Genomic DNA, 20951 nt, shown 5'->3' with positions numbered 1-20951 from the left:
GGAGAAGGATTCGAACCTTCGAAGGCAGAGCCGTCAGATTTACAGTCTGATCCCTTTGGCCGCTCGGGAACCCCTCCCCAAGTGCGAGGCGCATACTATCAGATCCAGAGGCTTTGTGAACCCCTTGATGAGGCATCTGGCAGTAAAAAATGACTGTTCGTCGATTTTTTGATACATCCAGCTCAAAATTCAAGCTTATCAGCAAGTTGTGCGCTGCTTTTCTGCACAAAGCAGCATTCGTGCAAGCTGGCGATCACGGTGAACACGAGGCAGATAAGAGAAGACCGCCAGTGTCGGCGGTCTTCCCGGGCATCACATCTAGCGCTGGAACGGGTAGACCGAACCCAGTTTCAGGATCTGGGTAAGCTCGTCCAGTGCGCTGCGGGACTCCTGCACCAGCGCCGGATCCCGCAGATCGTCGAGGGTCAGGCGGTCGCGGTAGTGGCGATCCACCCAGCCATCGAGGCGGGAAAACTGGCTGTCGTTGATCAGGCAGGCCAGATTGACCGCTGCGAGTTCCTGATCGTTCATGGCAACCCGCAGCCGCAGGCAGGCCGGGCCGCCGCCATTGCGCATGCTCTGTTTCACATCCATGTAGTGTACCGCCTTGATCGGGGTGCCCTGCGTTAGCAGCTTGTCGAGATAGGCAGAGACCGCCGGATTGTCGCGGCACTCGGTAGGGGCGATGATCGCCATCTCGCCATTGGGCAGAGTGAGGATCTGGGTGTTGAACAGGTAGGATTTCACCGCATCCAGCACGGAGACCTCGGCGGTAGGTACTTCGATAAAGTGCAGATCCCCATCGCCAAACTTGCCGCTGATCTCGGCCAGCACCGCCTCGGTGTTGAGGAACGCTTGTTGGTGGAAGAACAGCACGTTCTGGTTGCCCACCGCGATCACGTCGTTATGGAACACCCCCTGATCGATCACCTCCGGGTTTTGCTGGATAAACACCACGCTCTCCTCGCCGAGGCCATGCAGGCGGGCGATGGCCTGGCTCGCTTCCAGGGTCTGGCGTGCCGGGTAGCGCGTCGGCGCCGGGCGGGAGTGATCAAAGGCGCTGCGGCCATAGACAAACAGCTCGACGCCTGCCTCGCCATAGGCACGGCACAGGCGGGTGTGGTTGGCGGCGCCCTCGTCGCCGAAGTGATCATTTTCCGGCAGATGGAGGTGGTGGCTGAAGTGGCGATCGTTGTTGAACACGGCGCGCAGGATACGGCCCGTGACGTCCGGCTCCAGGGAGCGGTGAAACTTGTTGGTCAGGTTGGCGGGTGTGAAGTGAATGCGGCCATCCTGGGTATCGGCACTGGGAGAGACTGTGGCGGCGTTGGCGGTCCACATGCTGGAGGCCGAATAGCAGGCAGCCAGTACGGCGGGAGCCTGTTTGGCGGCCTGCTCCAGCACCCGGGCATCGTTGCCAGTGAAGCCGAGGCGGCGCAGGGTGGCGAGATCGGGACGCTCTTGTGGCGCCAGTACCCCCTGGGTCATGCCAAGCTCGGTCAGCGCCTTCATCTTGCGCAGCCCCTGCTTGGCGGCCTCTTTCGGATTGGAAGCCTCCTGGGCATTGCTCTGGGAGGCAACGTTGCCGTAGGAGAGGCCGGCATAGTTATGAGTCGGGCCGACCAGACCGTCGAAATTGACCTCGAAGTGCTTCATTGAGTACATCCTTTCGATTTTTATGATGGGTAGCGGTTCCTTCCGCGCGCAATGCGTCGGGGTTGGGCCATTATAAAGAGATTTTATGTTTTTGTAACAAGCCGGTAACCAGCAGACGTTTTTATGTCGTTTCAGATATAAAAAGAGGGGCGGTATGGCAGAAAATTGAAAAAGCGGTTGCGTCCGGCCTGTTGCCTTCGCATTAATAAATAAAGAAGCAATAAAAGAAGCCGTGTGGTTCGGGCTGGTCAGGCAAATTTGCTCACAAGATTGCTTTTTCGCGCCAAATCTCTTATACAGCCCCACAAAACCGCACACCAACCCCGTCGGGTGCAATGAGGATAATAGTTACAGCATGGGCAAATCACTGGTCATAGTGGAGTCTCCGGCCAAGGCCAAGACGATCAACAAATATCTGGGCAAGGACTACGTGGTGAAATCCAGCGTTGGTCATGTTCGCGATCTGCCCACCAGCGGCAGCGCCAGCACCGAGCCCAAGAAACCTGTCATTCGCGGCATCAAGTTGAGCGAATCCGAGAAGGCTGCCAAGGATCGCAAGGCCCTGTTTGCCCGGATGGGTATCAATCCGACCGCTGGCTGGCAGGCCAACTACCAGATTTTGCCCGGCAAGGAGAAGGTGGTCAGCGAGTTGCAAAGTCTGGCCGAGAAAGCCGACACCATCTATCTCGCAACCGACTTGGATAGAGAAGGAGAGGCGATCGCCTGGCACCTGCGCGAGATCATCGGTGGCGACGACAGCCGCTACAAGCGCGTGGTGTTTAACGAAATCACCAAGAGCGCCATCAAGGAGGCGTTTGCCCAGCCGTCCGAACTCAATATTGACCGCGTCAATGCCCAGCAGGCCCGTCGTTTCCTCGACCGCGTGGTGGGTTACATGGTCTCCCCGCTCTTGTGGAAGAAGCTGGCTCGCGGTCTCTCCGCCGGTCGGGTGCAATCCGTTGCGGTGCGCCTCATCGTCGATAAAGAGCGCGAAATCAAGGCGTTCGTACCGGTCGAGTTCTGGGATCTCAATGCCGACCTGCTGACCGGTGACAAGGCTGATCTGCGGATGGAAGTGGTCAGCCGCAACGGCGCCGACTTCAAGCCGGTGACCCAGGCCGAGACCTTCGCCGCCGTGGCGGCCCTGGAAGGGGTCGACTACAAGGTCGTTAACCGGGAAGACAAACCGACCGGCTCCAAACCCTCTGCGCCGTTCATCACCTCCACCCTGCAGCAGGCGGCCTCTACCCGTCTGAGCTTCGGGGTCAAGAAAACCATGATGATGGCCCAGCGTCTCTATGAAGCGGGTTACATCACCTATATGCGTACCGACTCCACCAACCTCAGCAAAGAGGCGGTTGAGGCGGTGCGTGAATATATCGGCGAGCAGTATGGCGCAGCCTATCTGCCGGCCGAGCCGAACCTCTATGGTTCCAAGGCCGGTGCCCAGGAAGCGCACGAGGCGATCCGTCCCTCCAGCGTACTGGTCACGTCCGAGATGCTGGAAGGGATGGAGCCGGATGCAATGCGTCTGTACGATCTCATCTGGCGTCAGTTCGTCGCCTGCCAGATGACCCCGGCCCAGTACGACTCCTCTACCCTGACCGTCAAGGCGGGTGAGTTCGAGTTGAAGGCCCGTGGCCGTACCCTGCGCTTCGCCGGTTGGACCAAGGCGCTGCCGCCGATGGGCCGTAAAGGTGAAGATAGCCAACTGCCTGCGGTGACCGTGGGCGAGGTACTGAAACTGGTCAAGCTGGATCCGCGTCAGCACTTCACCAAGCCGCCTGCCCGCTTTACCGAAGCGGCGCTGGTGCGCGAGCTGGAAAAGCGTGGCATCGGCCGTCCGTCTACCTACGCTTCCATCATCTCCACCATCGTCGATCGTGGTTATGTGCGGGTCGAGAGCCGTCGTTTCTTCGCCGAGAAGATGGGCGAGATCGTCACCGACCGTCTGGTCGAGAACTTCGTCGAGCTGATGAACTACGAGTTCACCGCCAAGATGGAAGACAAGCTCGATGGCATCGCCGAAGGGACGCTGGAGTGGAAGAAAGTGCTCGACGCCTTCTACGCCGAGTTTACCCAGGAGCTGGAGAAGGCCGACAAGGCGCCCGAAGAGGGCGGCATGCGTGCCAACCAGATGGTGATGACCGATATCGACTGCCCGGATTGCGGCCGCAAGATGGGTATTCGTACCGCCACCACCGGCGTGTTCCTCGGTTGTTCCGGCTATGCCCTGCCGCCGAAAGAGCGCTGCAAGAAGACCATCAACCTGGTCTCTGCCGACGAGTTTGTCTCCACCACTGACGGTGATGAGGCGGAAACCGAAGCGCTGCGCGCCAAGCACCGCTGCGGCGTCTGTGGCACCGCGATGGATGCCTACATCATCGACGACAGCCGCAAGCTGCACGTTTGTGGTCGCAATCCGGACTGCGATGGCTACGAAATCGAGAAGGGCCAGTTCAAGCTCAAGGGCTACGAAGGGCCGAGCATCGAGTGCGACCGTTGCGGCAGCGAGATGCAGCTCAAGAACGGCCGTTTCGGCAAGTACATGGGTTGCACCAACGAGACCTGCAAGAACACCCGCAAGATCCTGAAAAACGGCGATATCGCACCGCCGAAAGAGGATCCGGTGCCGTTGCCCGAGCTCAAGTGCACCCAGTCCGACGCCCACTTTGTGCTGCGTGACGGTGCTGCCGGTCTGTTCCTGGCGGCCAGCAACTTCCCCAAATCCCGCGAGACCCGCGCGCCGCTGGTGGAAGAGCTGCAACGCTTCAAGGATCGCATCTCCGCCAAGCACAAGTATCTGGCCGGTGCCCCGCTCACCGATCCGGACGGCAACCCCGCCATCGTGCGCTTCAGTCGCAAGACCAAGGAGCAGTACGTGATGAGCGAGGTCAACGGCAAGGCGACCGGTTGGACCGCTCACTACGATAACGGTACCTGGCAAGAGAGCTTGCCCAAGCCGAAGAAAGCGTGATGAAAAGAGGCCCCGACATGGGGCCTCTTTGCTTATGGATAGCGGTATACTGAGACAGCTGCAAGGAGTGTAGCGTTGTAACAAGGAGGTTGAGATGGAGATTAACGAGATCCGGCCGGGCATGAGCTGCATGACCCGGGAAGGGGCGGCCTATGTGCTGGAGGTTGACCGGCAGAGCCTGCTGGTGCTGCTGCAGCGCGAGGACGAGACTATACCGGTGCAGGTGCGCAGCGAAGAGATCCTGGCGCCGCTGGAGTGATCCGGCCGTGACCCCCTCAAAACGGCAGTAGAAAAAGCAGCTCGGCCAAGTCGGGCTGCCATTGCCACTCCTTCATTCTGACCCGCCCCCCGATCACCACGACCCCTTCCTGCTGCAGGCGTCCCGTCTGTTCGGCAAAGCCTTGCGATCCTTTGGGTAGCGAGATGGTGCCTGCGGCGCCCAGTACCCGATGCCAGGGCAGTACCTTGTCGGTTTCCCGCAGCACCTTGCCCACCAGTCTTGCCCGTCCGGGCAGCCCGGCCAGATCGGCCACCTGACCATAACTGACCACCTTGCCAGCCGGGATCAGGGCGATGATCGCCTCGATTCTTGCCACTTTTTCATGGGAGGGGTGAAACATGGATGCCTGTTGTTGCTGTAGTTGCTGTTGTACGGATGGGTCATTGTGGCCTCTTGGCGTAGCCGGGAGCAAGGGGACGGGGAGCGGGCGGTATAAGGTCAGGGGGGCTGAAATGAAAAAAGGCGGCCGATTGGCCGCCAAAATAGAGACAACATTACCTCTGTGGCATCCGGTAGCGCACCTGCAACTGATCGAGGATCTGCAGCTGGCCCGGCAGGCGGGCGGCGAAGTGATCCCAGCCCTTGTGGGCGGGATCGCTCCAGGCCACCTCGGCCGTGGCCAGCATACGCGGGAACAACATGTAGTCGAGACGATCACGGCTGGTGATCAATTCTGACCACAAGGGGCTCAGCACCCCGAGGATGTTATCGTTGGCATGGAAATCGGATGGCGCAGGATCGCACGCATAGACCTGCTCCAGATTGAGGGTCCCCGCCCAGTAGAGGCCGGGTTCATGAATGTCCTGGCTCCAGGCCAGATCCAGATAGAGAGACTGGGCGGGCGCCATCACCACCGGATAACCGGCTGCGGCGGCATCCAGCCCTGCCTGGAAGCTGGTCCAGGCACAGACGGCTGCTTTGCGGCTCACCTTGTCGCCGTGCAGGATCTCCTCCCAGCCGATCATCCGCTTGCCCTTGTCGGCCAGATAGCGCTGGCAGTGGCGCAGCAGATGGCCCTGCAGCTCGCGGCAGTCGGCGTAGCCCTGCTCGGTCATCAGCTGCTGGCAGGCTGGGCTGTCGGTCCAGACACCGGTCGGCACCTCGTCACCGCCCATGTGGATCTGCGGGCCTGGGAAGAGTTCACACACCTCGTCCAGCACCGTTTCCAGGAAGCGGTAGGTGCCGGGCAGGGCGGGGTTGAGCACGTTGTCGTCGAAATGCTGAACCGAGAGGTAGCGGGAGTGATCCGCCGTTTCGACCAGCAGCTCGGGCAGCGCCTTGATGGCGGCGTGGCAGTGGCCCGGAATGTCGATCTCGGGAATGACGGTGATGCCGAGTTCACTGGCATAGCTCACCAGCTCCTTCACCTCGCTCTGGGTGTAGTAGCCGCCATAGGGCTCGGCGCCGCCGCTCAGCTGGGGGCCGATCGCCAGATCGTGGCCGCGCCAGGCGCCCACGTCGGTCAGCGTCGGAAAAGCCTTGATTTCGATCCGCCACCCTTCGTCATCGGTCAGGTGCCAGTGGAAGCGGTTGAACTTGTAGAGGCTCATCAGCTTGAGCAGGCGCTTGATGGTGGCCGGAGTGTGGAAGTGGCGGGCGCAGTCGAGAAAAATGCCACGAAAACCGAAGCGCGGGGCATCCTCCAGCGTGACGCAGGGCAGGCTCTCGCCATGTTGCAGATACCACTGGGCCAGGGTCACCAGCCCATGACGCCAGCCCGCTTCGTCGGCGGCGGCAATCACCACCTCCTGTGGCGTGATAGTGAGCTGGTAGGCTTCGGGGGCCAGTCTGGCCTCGGTCAGCCGGATTTCTGCGTCGTGATCCTGCTCCAGTGCCAGCGACGTCAGCTCGTTGAAGTGGGCCAGCAGACCCGGGACATCGCGGGGGGCGCTGACATGGGCCCGCTCGGCCAGCCGGAAGTTCCCCTCCAGCAGCACCTGATGGGCCGGTTGCGGCACTATGCCAAGCTGGGGCTCGACTTCGGGCAGGTCGGGGCGGGTTACCGGCGGGTTCTCCAGTCCGAGATCCTGCGCCGCCAGCGTCACCGGCAGCAGCTGGGCACCGGTGGTCGCCTCCGGCAGGCTGAGGAAGAACCCCTGCGGCATGTCGGAGAGCTTCTTGATGGGGGTCTGACGGCAGCAAAAGCGCAGCTCGCAGCTGCCAGCGTTCGGGACAATCACCTTGTAGCTGCCGCTTTGGCGCTCCAACTCGCCCCCTTGCAGTGAGTCGGGGTCGATATGGCGAGCCAGACAGAAGTGCAGCTTCCACTGGGTATCCGGCATGCGGGAGAGGGTGAAAGTGAACCAGACATCCTCGCCGTCACGTCGGGCGACCTGGGTGTGGATCAGGGGTGTAGACATGGAAAATCCTCTGATTGGGCAAACAGGATGGCGCCATCGAGCGCATCTGCCTGGGGGGGGATCAGGTTGAGCTGGCCGAGACGGGGAGCGAGGCGCGAGCCAATCCCTCCCAGCAGAGCGATCTGGCTGGCACCGAGCATGGTCATCCCGTCCAGCAGGATCCGCAGCTGTTCGCAGGTTTCGTCCAGCAGCTGGTTGGCTAGCTCGTCGCCATCGCTGGCGGCATCGAATACCCAGGGGGCAAAGTGGCCATAGTCGGCCGGAATGGCGCGGGCGGCCCAGCGCACTACTTCCGCCTGATCCCGCTTGAAGCGATCCATCAAGCGGATGGCGAGGGTGCTGGGGGGCAGAATGCCATCGTGGCAGAGCAGGGATTGCTGGATGGCGCGCAGCCCCAGCCAGGCGCCGCTGCCTATGTCCGAAATGGGGAAGCCGCGGCCGGAACAGGTGCGAATTTGACCTGCGTGATAGATAAGCCCCACCGAGCCGGTACCGGCGATGAGGATGGCCCCCTCCCGGCCGCCAAAGGCGCCGAGGCAGGCGCCGAAGGCATCGGAGGTGAGCCTGACACTGGCAAAGGGGAAGGGCATGGCGAGCATGGCGTGATAGCAGTCTGCCAGCTCGGCGGAGGCGAGCGCCAGCCCGACCCCCATCTGCTGTTCGCTCTCGATAGCGATCCCTGCGGCAAGGCGGGCGCTGGCGATGGCGGCCAGCACATTGGCGTGGGCATGGGGGATGCCCAGCTCCAGATTGGAGCCAGCGGCGCGCCCCTCGCCGAGCAGCTTGCCCGCCCGATCGCGAATGCGGGCGCGGGTGTGGGTGCCCCCGCCATCGACACCGACCCAGAACTCAATCATGGCGACCTCCCTGCTCATTTCGATCACCCAAAGCTCTCTGCCAGCTGATGGCCAGAGCAAACCAGGCGGCGTGGGGGATCCACTGCTCGCCCCAGCGCCAGTTCTGATCCAGCCGCTCCTTGTACTCCTCTGGGATAAAGGCCACCTCATTTTCGTCATCAAACCCGGCGGTGATGCCGTTGCAGATGCCCCCCTGCGCATTGGGATACCCGGCGGTATAGGCGGGGTTGTTGATGCCGTGGCCCGCCAACATGCAGGCGTTGAACGGGTTCTGCCCGAGGATCCAGTCGAGCTGGCGCTGGCCGTAAGTGAGCAGCGGCTGGCTCTGGCGAGAGAAGTGGCGGGCGCCAGCAAAGGCCATGGTCGCCAGCGAGGCGAGACGGGAATTCTCCCCCTGCCACCAGTAGCCGGATTCGTTGTTATGGGGGATAAAGAAGCTGACGCGCGGCGCTTCATCCACCCCTTTCACATATTGGCGGGCGAGGGAGAAGGGGTTGCCCGCCCGGGCGCAGAGCGCCAGCTCGGCGGCCAGCGCCTGCTCCACCACGGTTTGTACCCGGGCCTTGTGCTCCTGATCCGGCTCTACACCTAAATATTCCAGCAGCGCCAGCACCGGCAGGCCCGCTTCGGCGGCGTGATAGTAGGGGCGCGAGCCATCCTCGTTGGCCGACCAGTAGTGACCCAGCTCCGGATGAATGCGCTGGCGGGCGCAGAGCTTGCTGGCGCGGGCTCTTGCCTCATTCAGCCACTCGGCGCCGAAGGTGCGGGTCAGCTCCACCGCTGCCAGCAGGGCGCAGTAGTCGTCGATGATGTTTTCGACCCCGTCGTCGAGATAGGCGAGGTTGTGCTCGCACAGGTGCAGGTAGCCGCGTTTGGCAGCCTCGGCGTAGCGGCTGGCATCGAAGTCGCCGCTGACACTCTCGCGGGCGGCGCGGGCCAGCGCGGCGATGGTCATACCACCCCCTTGGCGAAAACCCGCCTGCCAGTTGGCGGACTTGATCCCCTGCTGGGTGGCATAGGCACACAGCTCGCGCTGGGCGGGATCCTTGCTCCACTTGTCGAACAGGGTCATGTAGAAAAAGCCCGACTCATCCTGCATCCGGCAGAGGAAATCAGCGCCATGCAGCGCCTCGTCATTGAGCCGCTTGCAGAGGTTCACCCCGTCGATATCGCGGCGCGGGGCCAAGAGTTCGCGGCACTTGAGCAGGGCCCACACCACCATGGGGGTCTGCTGGGGATTGAGGTAGTTGGCGTAGGAGAGGTGACTTAAATATTTGCTCATGTCGCCGCTGGCATCGAACCAGCCGCCGTGCACATCTTTGTGCTGGTCGGTGCCAAACAGGCGGGCGCTGCGGTCGGCCCGATCGAAGGTGCCGCTGGCGCGCTGTCCCTTGAAGTAGTGGATGACGTCGGAGAGGCAGCGGCTGGCCAGCAGATCCTGGCCGATGGCGAAGCGGGTCGAACGGACAATGCGCTGCTCCGTAGCAGCTGCGCCTATGGGGGCCGTTATTGCCTCCAGCCGGTAATGGCCGGGCTCCTTGAAGGCAGAGAAGTCGGCGCTTAGGTAAGTGCGGCCCTGCCAGCCGGGGACGCTGCCGGCCGGTTGCAGCGGGGTTTCAAACAGGATCTGGCCATCACCCTGGCGTTGCAGCCTGACGTAGCCGCCGAGATCATGGGCGGGGGTGGTTTGCAGCAGGGCGACCTTGTGGCCGTCGCACTCGTAGCCCACCTGATTGATCAAGAGTTCCATCAAGGTATTACTCCTGTGGTTCACCGACGAACGGTGAGGCACATCACGGGGCTGTGGCCGCCCCGTATCGAGGCATGGCCGGACAGGGCTGTCCGGCCGGTCTAAGGCTCATCATCACTCGTAGAGGTAGCAGCGCACGAAGTGGTTGTCGGCAAGCTTGGTGATGGCAGGCAGCGCTTCCTTGCAGCGGGGCATCGCCTGATTGCAGCGCCCGGCAAACGGGCAGCCGCAGGACTCCGGCGTCCAGAGCGGGATCTCCCCCTTGCGGCCACCCTCCAGCTCGGCGTGGATGCTCTTCTCCGGATCGGGCACCGCCGAGATGAGCAGCTGGGTGTAGGGGTGCTGCGGGTGGTGCAGGATCTCGTCCACCTCGCCCCACTCCACCATGTGACCCACATACATCACCGCCAGATCTTCCGCCACATAGCGGGCGGTGGCGATGTCGTGGGTAATGTAGAGCATGGAGACCCCCAGCTCGTTCTTCATCTGCTCCATCAGGTTGAGGATGCCGATGCGAATGGAGACATCGAGCATGGAAGTCGGCTCGTCCGCCAGCACTACTTCCGCCTCCACCGCCAGATTGCGGGCGATGTTGACCCGCTGGCGCTGACCGCCGGAGAGCTGGTGCGGATATTTGGCCGCTGTCGCCTTGGCGGGGGTCAGGCCGACTTTCTCCAGCAGGGCGTGGACCATGTCGGGCAGATCTTTCTTGTCGATCACCTTACTGTGCAGCAGCAGGGGGCGGGCGATGTGGTGATAGATGGTGTGGGTCGGGTTGAGCGAACCGAACGGATCTTGCCACACCATCTGCACGCTCTGGCGATAGTCCAGCAGGGCGGTTCCCTTGTTGAACTCCTCCAGATCGTGGCCGCGATAGAGAATGCGCCCGGCACTGAGCTTGTACATCTTGGCGATGATCTTGGCGATGGTGCTCTTGCCGGAGCCCGACTCACCGACCACCGCCAGGGCGCGGCCCCGGTGCAGGTTGAAGGTGATGTCGGATAGTGCCCGCATCTTGCCACTCTTGATGGCATTGGAGTTGATGGGGAAGTCCTTGTAGAGGTGCTGGACTTCGATGATGGGTGCATCGGTTTTGGCGATTTGCATGACAGACATCCTTAACAGCCAGCGGCCTTGTCCAGATAGATCACGGAATCTTGTTGTCGCCCCTGCTCTTCATAGAGGTGGCAGGCGGTCTGTTGGCCGGGGCGGATCTCGGCCAGTTTGGTGTACTCCTGACGGCAGCGATCGTGCACCTTGCCACAGCGGGCCTGAAAGCGGCAGCCGACCGGCACCTCCAGCAGGTTGAGCGGGGTGCCCGGGATCCCCTCCAGCACGGTTTTTGGCCCGTGCAGGGGCGGGAAGGAGTTGCCGAGTCCCTTGGTATAGGGGTGCAGTGGCGCGGTCAGGATCGCCTTGGAGGGAGCAACTTCAATCAGTTCGCCGGCATACATGATGCCGATGCGATCGCAGAACTCCACCATCAGCGACAGATCGTGGGTGATGAACAAAATGGAGAAGTTGAACTTCTCTTTCAGGGCATAGACCTTTTGCAGGATCTCCCGCTGCACCACCACGTCCAGCGCCGTGGTCGGTTCATCCATGATCAGTAGCTCGGGGTTGAGCGCCATGGCGATGGCGATCACCAGCCGCTGGCGCATGCCGCCGGAGAACTGGTGCGGGTAATCCTTGAGCCGACTCGGGTGGATATCGACGATGGTGAGCAGCTCCTGGGCGCGCTTGATCGCTTCATAGCGGGTCATGCCGGGGTTGTGGGCCAGCAGCACGTCGCAGAACTGTTCTTCCATCCGCAGTACCGGGTTCAGGGCATTCATGGCGGACTGGAACACCACCGACACCTGTTGCCAGCGGTAGGAGCGCAGCCGCTCCTCGTTGTAGTGGAGGATGTTCTCCCCCTTGAACAGGATCTCGCCACCGCTGATGTAGGCGGGCGGCTTGTGCAGCCGGGCGACCGAGAAGGCGACGGTGGACTTGCCGCAGCCCGACTCGCCGGCGAGGCCGAACACCTCACCCTGTCTGATATCGAAGCTGACCGAGTTGACGGCGCGCACGTCGCCATTTTCGGTGATGTAGTCGACGCAAAGATTGCGTACTGACAGCAGGGGATGCTTGTTCATGCTGTCTTCTCCTGTGCGGCAGAGAGCGGTGTGGCGACCGGTGTGGCCAGTTTCTTCCAGCGGTTGAGCCCTTTGTGGGAGCGCAGCTGCGGGTTGGCGATCTCGTCGATGGCGAAGTTGAGCAGGGCCAGACCGGCACCCAGGGTGGCGATGGCGAAGCAGGGGGCCAGCACTTCCCACCAGGCGCCGATCAGGATGGCACTGGAGGTCTGGGCGTTGTAGAGCATGATGCCCCAGCTCACCACGGTCGGGTCGCCGAGCCCCAGGAACTCCAGGGTCGCCTCGGTGACGATGGCGTAGATGATCGATCCGATAAAGCTCACCCCGATGATGGAGATGAGGTTGGGCAGGATCTCCACCAGAATGATGCGCCAGGCCGGCTCGCCCAGCACTTCGGCGGCGATGACGAACTCTTTCTCCCGCAGCGCCAGCGTCTGGGCGCGGATGACCCGCGCGCCATAGGCCCACGAGGTCAACCCTATTATCACAGCAATCACCGTCGGTGACGCCTCCCCGATAAAGCTCGCCAGCACCAGTAGCAAGGGGAGGTTGGGGATCACCAGCACCACGTTCATCAGGAAGGTGAGGCACTCATCAATCAGGCCGCCGAAATAACCGGCGGTGATGCCGATGGCGACGGCCAGGGTGCAGACCAGCAGGCCTGCGCTAAAGCCCACCAGCAGCGAGATACGGGCGCCATTGGTGAACTGGGACCAGATATCGTGGCCCATGCGGGTGGACCCCATCACGAACTCGGTGCTGGGCGGCTGGTGCGGGCGAGCCACCCGTTTGGTCGGCTCGTTACTGGCCAGAATGGGGGCAAAGATGGCCATCAGCACGAAGGCAACCACGATGGCGAGGCCGCAGGCGGCTTTGCGGTTGCCCAGTAATATTTTGAGGATGGTGGGCATTTGCATCTTATTTGCCTCCTGTACGCAGACGGGGATCCAGGAAGACGTAGAGCACGTCGGCCAGGAAGTTGAAGCTGAGCATGGTGATGGTCATGATGAGCAGCTGCCCCTGAATGAGCGGGTAGTCGCGGGCCAGAATGCCCTGATAGAGGGTCAGGCCCAGGCCCGGGTAGTTGAAGATCACCTCGGTGATGAGGGAGCCACCGATGACGAAACCGAGCGCCATGGAGAGGGCGGTAACGCTCGGCAAAATGGCGTTGCGGGCGCCGTAGTTGAAGATCACCCGGTTGCTGGAGAGCCCCTTGGCCTTGGCCATGGTGATGTAATCCTCGCCGAGCAGGTTGATCATGTTGTTGCGCATGGTGATGAGGAAGCCCCCCACCTGCACGATGGCCAGGGTCAGCACCGGCATGATGGCGTGGGTCATGATGCTCTTGATGTGCTCCCAGCCCCAGTCTGCCGGAATTTCCGGGCTGTAGGCGTAGCCGATGGGCAGCCACTCCAGGCTGACCCCGAACAGGAACAGGGCGAGCAGGGAGACCACCACCGGCGGAATGGCCTGCATCACCAGAGTGAGCGGGGAGAGAATGCTGTCCATCCGGCCGCCGCGGTACCAGGCGGCGAAGATGCCGACGATGGAACCGATGGAGAAGCTCAGGATGGTGGAGGTGCCGACCAGAAACAGGGTCCAGCCGATGGCACGGCCCAGCACGTCAGAGACCTGCTGCGGGTAGAAGCGCACCGAGGTGCCGAGATCCCAGGTGAAGACACTCTTCACATAGGTGAGAAATTGGGTGCCGATGGGGCCGTCAACAAAACCGAAGGTGGCTTTGAGCGCTTCCAGTGCGGCGGGTTCCATCATGGCGCCAGCGCGGGCAAACATAACAGATACGGGGTCGCCAGGCATGGCACGAGGTAACAGGAAATTGATGGTGGCGGCTACCAGAAAGGCAACCAGGTAGAAGGAAAAGCGTCTCAGTATGAATCCCATGATGGTACCTTTTACTGCAAGCCTGCCCCGCGTCGGGTATAGCTACCCCAACCCCGGCAGAGCCGGGTAAGAAGGGGATTAACGGGGAAGATGGCCCCCCGCAGGGGGCCGGGATTGTTTAGCTGTTTGGCTTGAGGGACAACACGTGCAGCAGACGCTCAGGGGTGTCCGGGTGGAGCTGAGGTTTGGCTACCGGGTTATCAGCACTGAACCAGCCGTTGAAGCGCTTGGTGCTGTACTCATACCAGGTCGGGTTGTTGAAGACCGGAATGATGGTCTGGTTGGCACCAACACGATCCTGGATGGCGAACATGATCTCCTTCTGCTTGGCCGCATCGGCGGTCTGGGTGAAGTCATCGATCAGCTTGTCGAGCTCGGGGTACTTGTAACGGGGCGCGGCGAAGCGGTTGCCACGGTCACCCATGTTGCGGGAGTGGAACGCGGTCTCGAAGTACTTGTGCGGGTTGGCACCGGCAAAGTAGCCCTGCAGCGCCACATCAAAGTCGCCAGTGATGAGGTTTTCGGTCCAGACGGTCGCTTCCGGGGTAGCGGTCTTGGCGTTCAGGCCCAGCGCCTGCAGCCCTTCTACACCAATCTGTACTGTGTTGACCCAGTCGGTCCAGCCGTTCGGTACCAGTACCTTGAACTCGATCTTTTTGCAGCTCGGAGTGTCGAGGAACTTGTCGCCATCACAATCCTTGTAGCCTGCCTCTTTCAGCAGTGCCTTGGCTCCTTCCAGATCGAACTTGTTGTACTTGCCGTACTTCTTGTCCACTTCCGGGTTGTTCCAGGAGTCAAAGGCTTTGCCCAGACCTGACGGGTACTCGTTGACGGTGGGGTAGCCGTAGCCCGCGATATCCACCATGGACTGGCGGTCCATCGCCATGGAGAAGGCGCGACGGAAGTTGATGTCGTTGAAGGCTTCGTGGTTGCCCGGGTTCTTGGTCTGGAAGTTGACGTTGAACGCCACGGTACCGGAGGCCGGGAACCAGTATTTGTTGTTCTTCGGATCGTTGCCGACGTAGAGGCGCTCGATGTCCGGCACGAAGGAGCCGAACCAGTCGATGTCACCCTTCATGACCGCAGCCAGTACCTGGTCGTTGGTGGCCATCTGCGGCATGCGCAGACAGTCGATGGCGAGGTTGGCGTTATCCCAGTAGTGCGGGTTGCGGCACTGGGTATAGAGCTGGGCGGAGAAGTTGTCCACTTCGGTGAAGGGGCCAGTACCGACCGGCTTGTCGTTGGTGAAGGCAACCGGGTCTTTCACCGATTTCCACTGGTGCTCCGGCACGATAGGTACCAGCACCAGATCATTCACCACGTTGGTGTTGACCTCGGTCAGGTCGAATTTGACCTTGTTGGGGGCCAGCTTCTCGACGCTCTTGATCTGGGTCCAGATTGAGCGCTCATCCAGCGCCTTGTTGGCCTTGACCAGATTGAAGGAGAAGATGATGTCATCGGCATCAAAGGCTTCGCCGTCAGACCACTTCACGCCGTCACGCAGATCGAAGGTGACGGATTTCAGGTCATCGCTGAACGCATAGTTGGTGGCCAGACGATAGACGGGTTTGCCCCCTTGCATATCGTTGAAGATCACCAGCGGTTCATAGATGAAGTGACGGGTGGTGTGCAGCAGACCCGCTTGCAGGAAGGGGTTGAAGTTCTTGACCCACGCGGTTTCCTGTTGTGCGACCATGGTCAGCACGGTTTTGTTTTCTGCAGCCATGGCGTTGCCGGCGGCGCCGGCGAGCATCATGGTGCCCAGCATTACAGCAGTAGAGATTTTGGATACTTTGGCAAGCATATGTTTTCCTTTCTTATTTTTTTGGCATTCCCGAGGGGTCGCCTTGTTTTGTGTGAGCACCGACTTCGCATGCTGATGAAATCGGCGCTCTGTGTTGGTCAGGTGTCTAACCTTTGTCATTCTGTTTTCCAACGTCCCTAGCAAACCAGAATTAACAGGAAAACAACAACTATTGATTTCGTCGTTTTCGTAAAAATTGACGGCGTCACGTCAATCTCGTCAAAATGAATTTTTATCTGTTTAAAATCATTGGTTTGCGTTATTTGTTTTCGTGCAAAAAGTGGCTGTGAAAATGGCGTATATGACAAAATTGTGAATTGGATCGGCTCTCGATTTCGGGCTTGTGCGGGGCTTTGTTTTGCGCAAAAAGAAACCAGATTGCCAATTGTGATCCGGCGCCCGTTTAGGGTGCCGGATCACGGCTTGCGGTTGGCGAGTTGACGCAGGGTCTGGGCGCTGTGTTGCAACTGCTGGCGCTGGTGGTTATTGAGCGGGCAGTGGCCCAGCACATACTCGGTAGTGGCCACCACCGTCTTCCAGCGCGGCGACTTGGGCAGGGTATCCAGACTCAGATACTTGTCGAGGGTGCGGGTCTGCGGGCTGGATCTGTCCATATAGACCCGCCACAGCTTGCTCTTCTCCGCCAGCACGATTTTGCCCTTGCCGGTGCCCTGCTGCCAGGCATCCAGGGTGAGCTGCATGGTCTCTACCAGCGCCCGGCGCAGCGGCTCGTCATCCTGCTGGCGAATGAGGTCATCGGCCAGCGAGCGGAACTCGCCGCCCAGGCGGCTCAGCTCACCCAGCAGCTGTTCATCTTCGATGATGGCTTGCCGCGAGAGGTTCTTGAGGGCGTTCTCCAGTGCCATCACCCGGTTCTCATCCTGACGCTGTTCGGTACTCAGGGTGAGGGCGAAAGCGGCCTGTCCTCCGAGGGCGATAGGCAGGGCACGAGCGTTGAGCACGTCCTTCTGCCCGGCCACCAGAAACTCCAGATTATGTTCCCGCTCGCTGGCAAGGTCGGGCCACTGCTGTTGCAGCGGGGTGGCGAGCCACTCATTGAGGGGCTGCCCCTCCATGGCTTCCGGCTCCTGTCCCAGCAGGCGCGCCATCACCCGCGAGGCAAACAGCACAGTGCCCTGCTCGTCGATGAAGATCATCGGGTCGGCCCCTTCGCCGAGCAGGGCCAGCAGCCGCTGCTGATCCTGATGCAGCCGATCCTGCAGGGTGAGGCGATGTTCGATCTCTTGTTTCAACAGCCGGTTTTCCACCAGCGAGGCGCGTCCGGCCTTGGCCTCCAGCAGTGCCTTGACCCGGGCAAACAGCTCCTCCTTGCAGAAGGGTTTGACCAGATAGTCGTTGGCTCCGGCCCCGAAGCCCTCTTCGATATCCTTGGGCTGATTGAGGGCGGTGAGCAGCAGCACCGGCAACATCTCTTTCGGGTGCTGCTCGCGCAGGCGGCGGCAGACGTCAAAACCGGAGAGGGTCGGCATCATCACGTCCAGCAGGATGAGGTCCACCGGCTCCTCGGCCAGCTTGGCCAGCGCATCGTGACCGTCGCTGCTGGGCAGGATGCGGTAGCCGCAGGGCTGCAGCAGATGGCGCAGGATGTGCAGATTGATGGGCTCGTCATCCACCACCAGAATGAGCGGCGCACCCTCGGGGGGAGGGGGCAGATCGTCGCTCTCCCAGTCCGGCAGGATCAGCGGTTGCTGGCGCACCAGCTGATGCTCGATCTGGCGGCTGTCGAGGGTCAGATTGGCGGCTTTGCCGGTGGCAAGGGGCAGGGTAAAGGCGAAGGTGGATCCAACGCTCGGCTCGCTCTCGACAAACAGCTCTCCCCCCATCAGGTGTACCAGCTGGCGGGTGATGGAGAGGCCAAGGCCCGCCCCCTGCTTGCTCACCTCAGGGCTCATCTGCACCAGCGGCTCGAAGATATGTTCCAGATGGTCGGGGGCGATGCCGATGCCGGTATCCGTGACCTTGATGCGCAGGAAGTTGTTCTCGACGATGGCACTGAGCACCACCTTGCCCTGCGGCGTGTACTTGATGGCGTTGCCCACCAGGTTATAGAGCACCTGTTCGAGCCGTTGCTCGTCGGCCAGCACCGGCGGCAGTTCGGCCGGGCTGATATCAACCAGGGTGAGGGGTTTGGCCTGCACCAGATGCTGGCAGAGATCCAGCACCAGCCGGATCACCCCTTTGGATGAAACGGGTTGTGGATGGATCTCCAGCTGGCCGTAGCGCATCTGGTGGTAGTCGAGCAGATCGTCCACCAGACGGGCCAGGCCATCGGCGCTCTTGATGATGAGGCCGAGCTGCTTTTGCTGCCCTTCGGTCAAATCCTGCTGGCTGGCGAGCATCGATTCCGCCATCCCCTTGATACCGTGAATGGGGGTGCGCAGCTCGTGGGAGGTGTTGGCCAGCAGTTCATCCTTGAGCTTGTCCGCCTGTTGCAGGCTGAGGTTCTGCTTGTGGGTCAGCTTGACCTGCTGTTGCAGCTCCTGGGTCTGCTGCTCGATCAGTTCGATTTTGTCCTTCACCGAGCGCTGCATATGGCGAAACGCCTCGGCCAGCCGGTCGATATCATCGCCGGTGCGCTCGATGGCGATGGGGTGATCCAGCGCGCCGTCGGCTACCTGCTCGGCCGCTTCGGTAAGCGATCGCAGCGGTGCCGTGATGGAGTGGGAGAGCCAGCGGGAGAAGAGGATCAGCAGCAGTACCGAGCCCGCCCCCAGCACTATCACCAGGGTTTCCAGCTGGCGGATCGGGGCATAGGCTTCCCGGGTGGAGATCTCGGCGATAAAGGCCCACTCGGTATCGAACACCTTCACCTGGGTGTAGGCGGCCAGCACCTCGTCATCCTGATAGGAGTAGAACAGCCCGACCCCCTGCTCGCCGGAGAGAGTCTTGGTGATGAGGGGCGTTTGCAGCGGCCGGAAGTTGGGGCTGAAGCTGTTCTCGACGCTGAACTCCGGCGCCAGCCAAGCATCGGCGCGCATCCGCTTGTCAGGGCCGATCAGGATGGTCTCGCCGGTCTCGCCCAGCCCCTCCCGCTCCGCCATGATCTGGTTGAGCTTGTCCGGCAGCAGCTCGAAAATCACCACCCCGCGCACATAGTCGTACTGCATCACGGGCGCCGCCATGTAGGCGACCACCTGCCCGGTCAGCTCGTTGCGGCCAAAATCGGTGAACTCGAAGATCTGCTGCGGCTTCTGGCCACCATCGAGGCGGCGTTTGATCTTGGCGAAAGTCTGACCCAAGCCGCTGCCCTGATAGGGGCCGGAGAGCAGATTGGTGGCAAAGTTAGGGTGCTTTGTGACCGAATAGACCACATCACCGTTGAGGTCCACCAGAAAGATGTCGCTGTAGTTGGACTTGCGCACCATGTCGGCATAGCCGCGATGAAAGCGCTGGTGCACTCGGCCATACATCTCGTCGGCGAGGATCAGGGCACTGATGGAGGGTTCGATCTCCACCTGGCTGTCCGGTTTGCGCAGTTGATCCCAGGTGCCGGGCAGATAGCGGGCCTGGGCGCGGCTGCGGGCCTCTTGCGGCGTGGTGCCCAGTTTCTCGAAGGCACCGGTAAAGCCATAGAAACGGCCGATACTGTTGCCGGCGAAATCCTGCTGGGAAAAGTTGATGATCTGCTCTTTGAGGTTGTTGAAGTAATCCTCGAGCTGACTCTTCTTGATATTACGGACGGAGACCAGATGGTTGGAGGTCTGGGTGGTGAGATCCTTGCCGTGGCTGTAGAGGAAGAAGAGGGTGATGACCAAAAATGGCACCATCCCCAACATGAAAAAAGCCAGCATTAGCTGCGGCCTGAGTCCACGAAGCTTGAAGATCCATTTCATCTTGTGATTTTCAATTGAGAATCCGGTTATTAAGCCGCTCAAGTCTCGAACGAAAGCGTAATCATTTCAACGACTTTATCCCAAATTCGCTTGGTGGGTCACAGCTGGATGGAGAAAATTGCAGCAAGCCGTCTAAACCCTGAGCAAACAGTCTGCGTCAGGGCTTAAATTGCGAAAAAGGGGTTGTGCTGGCGCTCGTGGTACGTATAATGCGCCTCGTTGTCAGGCAACTGGCACGAAAGCAGTAACGCGGGAATAGCTCAGTTGGTAGAGCACGACCTTGCCAAGGTCGGGGTCGCGAGTTCGAGTCTCGTTTCCCGCTCCAAATTTCCATCGCACCAACGATGGAACTCACTTTCAAGACAATCAGTCTTGTCAGCATGGCGCGTTAGCAAAGCGGTTATGCAGCGGATTGCAAATCCGTTTAGTCCGGTTCGACTCCGGAACGTGCCTCCATCTTCTCTCTGTTTTTCCTGAATTATCACTCTTCGAGCCGTGAACCTTGGTCAGTATCCTTGCTGCACCAGTAACTGTTCGCAACCAGCCTGTTTCCATTCGCGCTCGAGATAGTGGCTCACATCCGCCATGTTTTGCCCCCGATATTGAAATTGCAGCTCGGCGCTCTGGTGTCCGAGATCCGCCATCCGTTGTTTCAGGGTGCCGCATTGCCACAGGCTGACGGTGGGTACACCCCGTTCGGCCAGCACGATGGCATCGTCCCTGTTCAACTGCCACTCCTCCAGTTGTGCCCGTGTCAGGGCAATCATCAGCACCAGCAGTGCCACTTCAGACAGTTTCATGCGCATCTCCCTACAGCATGTTTTTCCCCTGATAACTGTGGCAAAGCGCACGATTTTCGCAAGTTTGTTAACTGTTGGTTAATGACGTAACCCGTTTTCAGTATTTCCCGTTTTTTGCCATTTATTTATAAAAAAATGGCTTGGTGATGTAGTAATCCTACATGGAGTGGAGTAATCTTTGCTCAGTGGTCTTACCAGTAAGGAGTTACATCATGTTTCATCCCTTTTCCCTGACTCAGATTATTCTTCGTCGCATTTATGTATTGCTGGTGGGCATTCTGGCGTTCCCCGTGATGCTGTTTCGCAGCGATCGTGCCCGCTTCTACAGCTATCTGCACCGGATCTGGAACAAAACCAGCACCAAACCGGTTTGGCTCAAAATGAGCGAGCGTGGCGAGCGGATCTTCTACTAATCCGCAATTTGATTTCGATGAAAAAGACAGCTTCGGCTGTCTTTTTTTATATGTTTAAAAACATATAGTTAACTATGTGCTCTCTTAACCATCCCCTCATATGAGCGAGGCGTGGCGCGGCTTCTGAGGTATGATCGCCATCCTTGACCAGCTAATACCC

The 20951-nt window shown here is 60.4% G+C and carries 15 protein-coding genes and 2 tRNA genes; 5 read left to right on the top strand and 12 right to left on the bottom strand.

Annotated features, from left to right (window positions below; translation table 11 throughout):
• Positions 1-318: 318 nt before the first annotated feature.
• A complete protein-coding gene (gene astB, locus OKC27_RS20620) occupies positions 319-1656 on the bottom strand; it encodes an N-succinylarginine dihydrolase (protein ID WP_270806659.1) in 1338 nt (445 codons plus the stop codon).
• A 355-nt stretch (positions 1657-2011) separates the two neighbouring features.
• On the opposite strand from astB, the gene topA reads away from it, so the two are divergent.
• Both topA and OKC27_RS20610 read left to right on the top strand, forming a co-directional pair.
• Positions 2012-4633 (top strand): type I DNA topoisomerase, encoded by a 2622-nt coding sequence (topA, locus tag OKC27_RS20615; protein WP_270806658.1) that lies wholly within the window; start codon positions 2012-2014, stop codon positions 4631-4633.
• Positions 4634-4727: 94 nt separating this feature from the next.
• On the top strand, positions 4728-4892 hold the full coding sequence (locus OKC27_RS20610; RefSeq protein ID WP_162851498.1) for a hypothetical protein: 165 nt from the start codon (positions 4728-4730) through the stop codon (positions 4890-4892).
• 16 nt (positions 4893-4908) lie between these two features.
• On the opposite strand, the gene OKC27_RS20605 is transcribed toward OKC27_RS20610, so the two are convergent.
• The 10 genes from OKC27_RS20605 to OKC27_RS20560 all read right to left on the bottom strand — a co-directional run bounded on the left by OKC27_RS20605 (position 4909) and on the right by OKC27_RS20560 (position 19578).
• A complete protein-coding gene (locus OKC27_RS20605; protein ID WP_111807736.1) occupies positions 4909-5253 on the bottom strand; it encodes an MGMT family protein in 345 nt (114 codons plus the stop codon).
• Between the two features lie 154 nt (positions 5254-5407).
• Complete coding sequence (locus tag OKC27_RS20600) at positions 5408-7273, bottom strand: beta-N-acetylhexosaminidase (protein ID WP_270806657.1); 1866 nt, start codon at positions 7271-7273, stop codon at positions 5408-5410.
• Positions 7258-8130: a BadF/BadG/BcrA/BcrD ATPase family protein gene (locus OKC27_RS20595; RefSeq protein ID WP_270806656.1), complete on the bottom strand. Its 873-nt coding sequence runs from the start codon at positions 8128-8130 to the stop codon at positions 7258-7260. The genes OKC27_RS20600 and OKC27_RS20595 overlap by 16 nt, the downstream gene beginning before the upstream one ends.
• A complete protein-coding gene (locus tag OKC27_RS20590; RefSeq protein ID WP_270806655.1) occupies positions 8123-9880 on the bottom strand; it encodes a glycoside hydrolase family 9 protein in 1758 nt (585 codons plus the stop codon). The genes OKC27_RS20595 and OKC27_RS20590 overlap by 8 nt, the downstream gene beginning before the upstream one ends.
• Before the next feature lie 114 nt (positions 9881-9994).
• Positions 9995-10987, bottom strand: a complete 993-nt coding sequence (locus OKC27_RS20585; protein WP_042061369.1) for an ABC transporter ATP-binding protein — start codon at positions 10985-10987, stop codon at positions 9995-9997.
• Between the two features lie 11 nt (positions 10988-10998).
• Positions 10999-12018 (bottom strand): ABC transporter ATP-binding protein, encoded by a 1020-nt coding sequence (locus tag OKC27_RS20580; protein WP_042658671.1) that lies wholly within the window; start codon positions 12016-12018, stop codon positions 10999-11001.
• Positions 12015-12935 (bottom strand): ABC transporter permease, encoded by a 921-nt coding sequence (locus OKC27_RS20575; protein WP_058052810.1) that lies wholly within the window; start codon positions 12933-12935, stop codon positions 12015-12017. Before OKC27_RS20575 ends, OKC27_RS20580 begins: the two co-directional genes overlap by 4 nt.
• 1 nt (position 12936) lies before the next feature.
• Positions 12937-13920, bottom strand: coding sequence for an ABC transporter permease (locus OKC27_RS20570; protein ID WP_033135896.1), 984 nt, complete (start codon positions 13918-13920; stop codon positions 12937-12939).
• A gap of 118 nt (positions 13921-14038) precedes the next feature.
• Positions 14039-15724: an ABC transporter substrate-binding protein gene (locus OKC27_RS20565; RefSeq protein ID WP_270806654.1), complete on the bottom strand. Its 1686-nt coding sequence runs from the start codon at positions 15722-15724 to the stop codon at positions 14039-14041.
• Between the two features lie 416 nt (positions 15725-16140).
• Positions 16141-19578, bottom strand: coding sequence for a hybrid sensor histidine kinase/response regulator (locus OKC27_RS20560; protein WP_270806653.1), 3438 nt, complete (start codon positions 19576-19578; stop codon positions 16141-16143).
• A 249-nt stretch (positions 19579-19827) separates the two neighbouring features.
• On the opposite strand from OKC27_RS20560, the gene OKC27_RS20555 reads away from it, so the two are divergent.
• Together OKC27_RS20555 and OKC27_RS20550 are read left to right on the top strand one after the other, a co-directional pair.
• Positions 19828-19903 (top strand) — tRNA-Gly (locus OKC27_RS20555).
• A gap of 57 nt (positions 19904-19960) precedes the next feature.
• Positions 19961-20034: transfer RNA gene (locus tag OKC27_RS20550), tRNA-Cys, on the top strand.
• 50 nt (positions 20035-20084) lie between these two features.
• Here the strand turns inward: OKC27_RS20550 and OKC27_RS20545 are convergent.
• Positions 20085-20378, bottom strand: a complete 294-nt coding sequence (locus OKC27_RS20545; protein ID WP_042658673.1) for a hypothetical protein — start codon at positions 20376-20378, stop codon at positions 20085-20087.
• 212 nt (positions 20379-20590) lie between these two features.
• Here OKC27_RS20545 and OKC27_RS20540 point away from each other — a divergent pair, with 212 nt between their 5' ends.
• Positions 20591-20791 carry a YbfA family protein gene (locus OKC27_RS20540; protein WP_005334863.1) on the top strand — a complete coding sequence of 67 codons (201 nt, stop codon included), beginning with the start codon at positions 20591-20593 and terminating at the stop codon, positions 20789-20791.
• Positions 20792-20951 lie beyond the last annotated feature (160 nt).

Source organism: Aeromonas sp. QDB62 (assembly GCF_027705695.1).
Lineage (GTDB): Bacteria > Pseudomonadota > Gammaproteobacteria > Enterobacterales > Aeromonadaceae > Aeromonas > Aeromonas allosaccharophila.
This window is presented reverse-complemented; position numbering and strand designations above follow the sequence as displayed.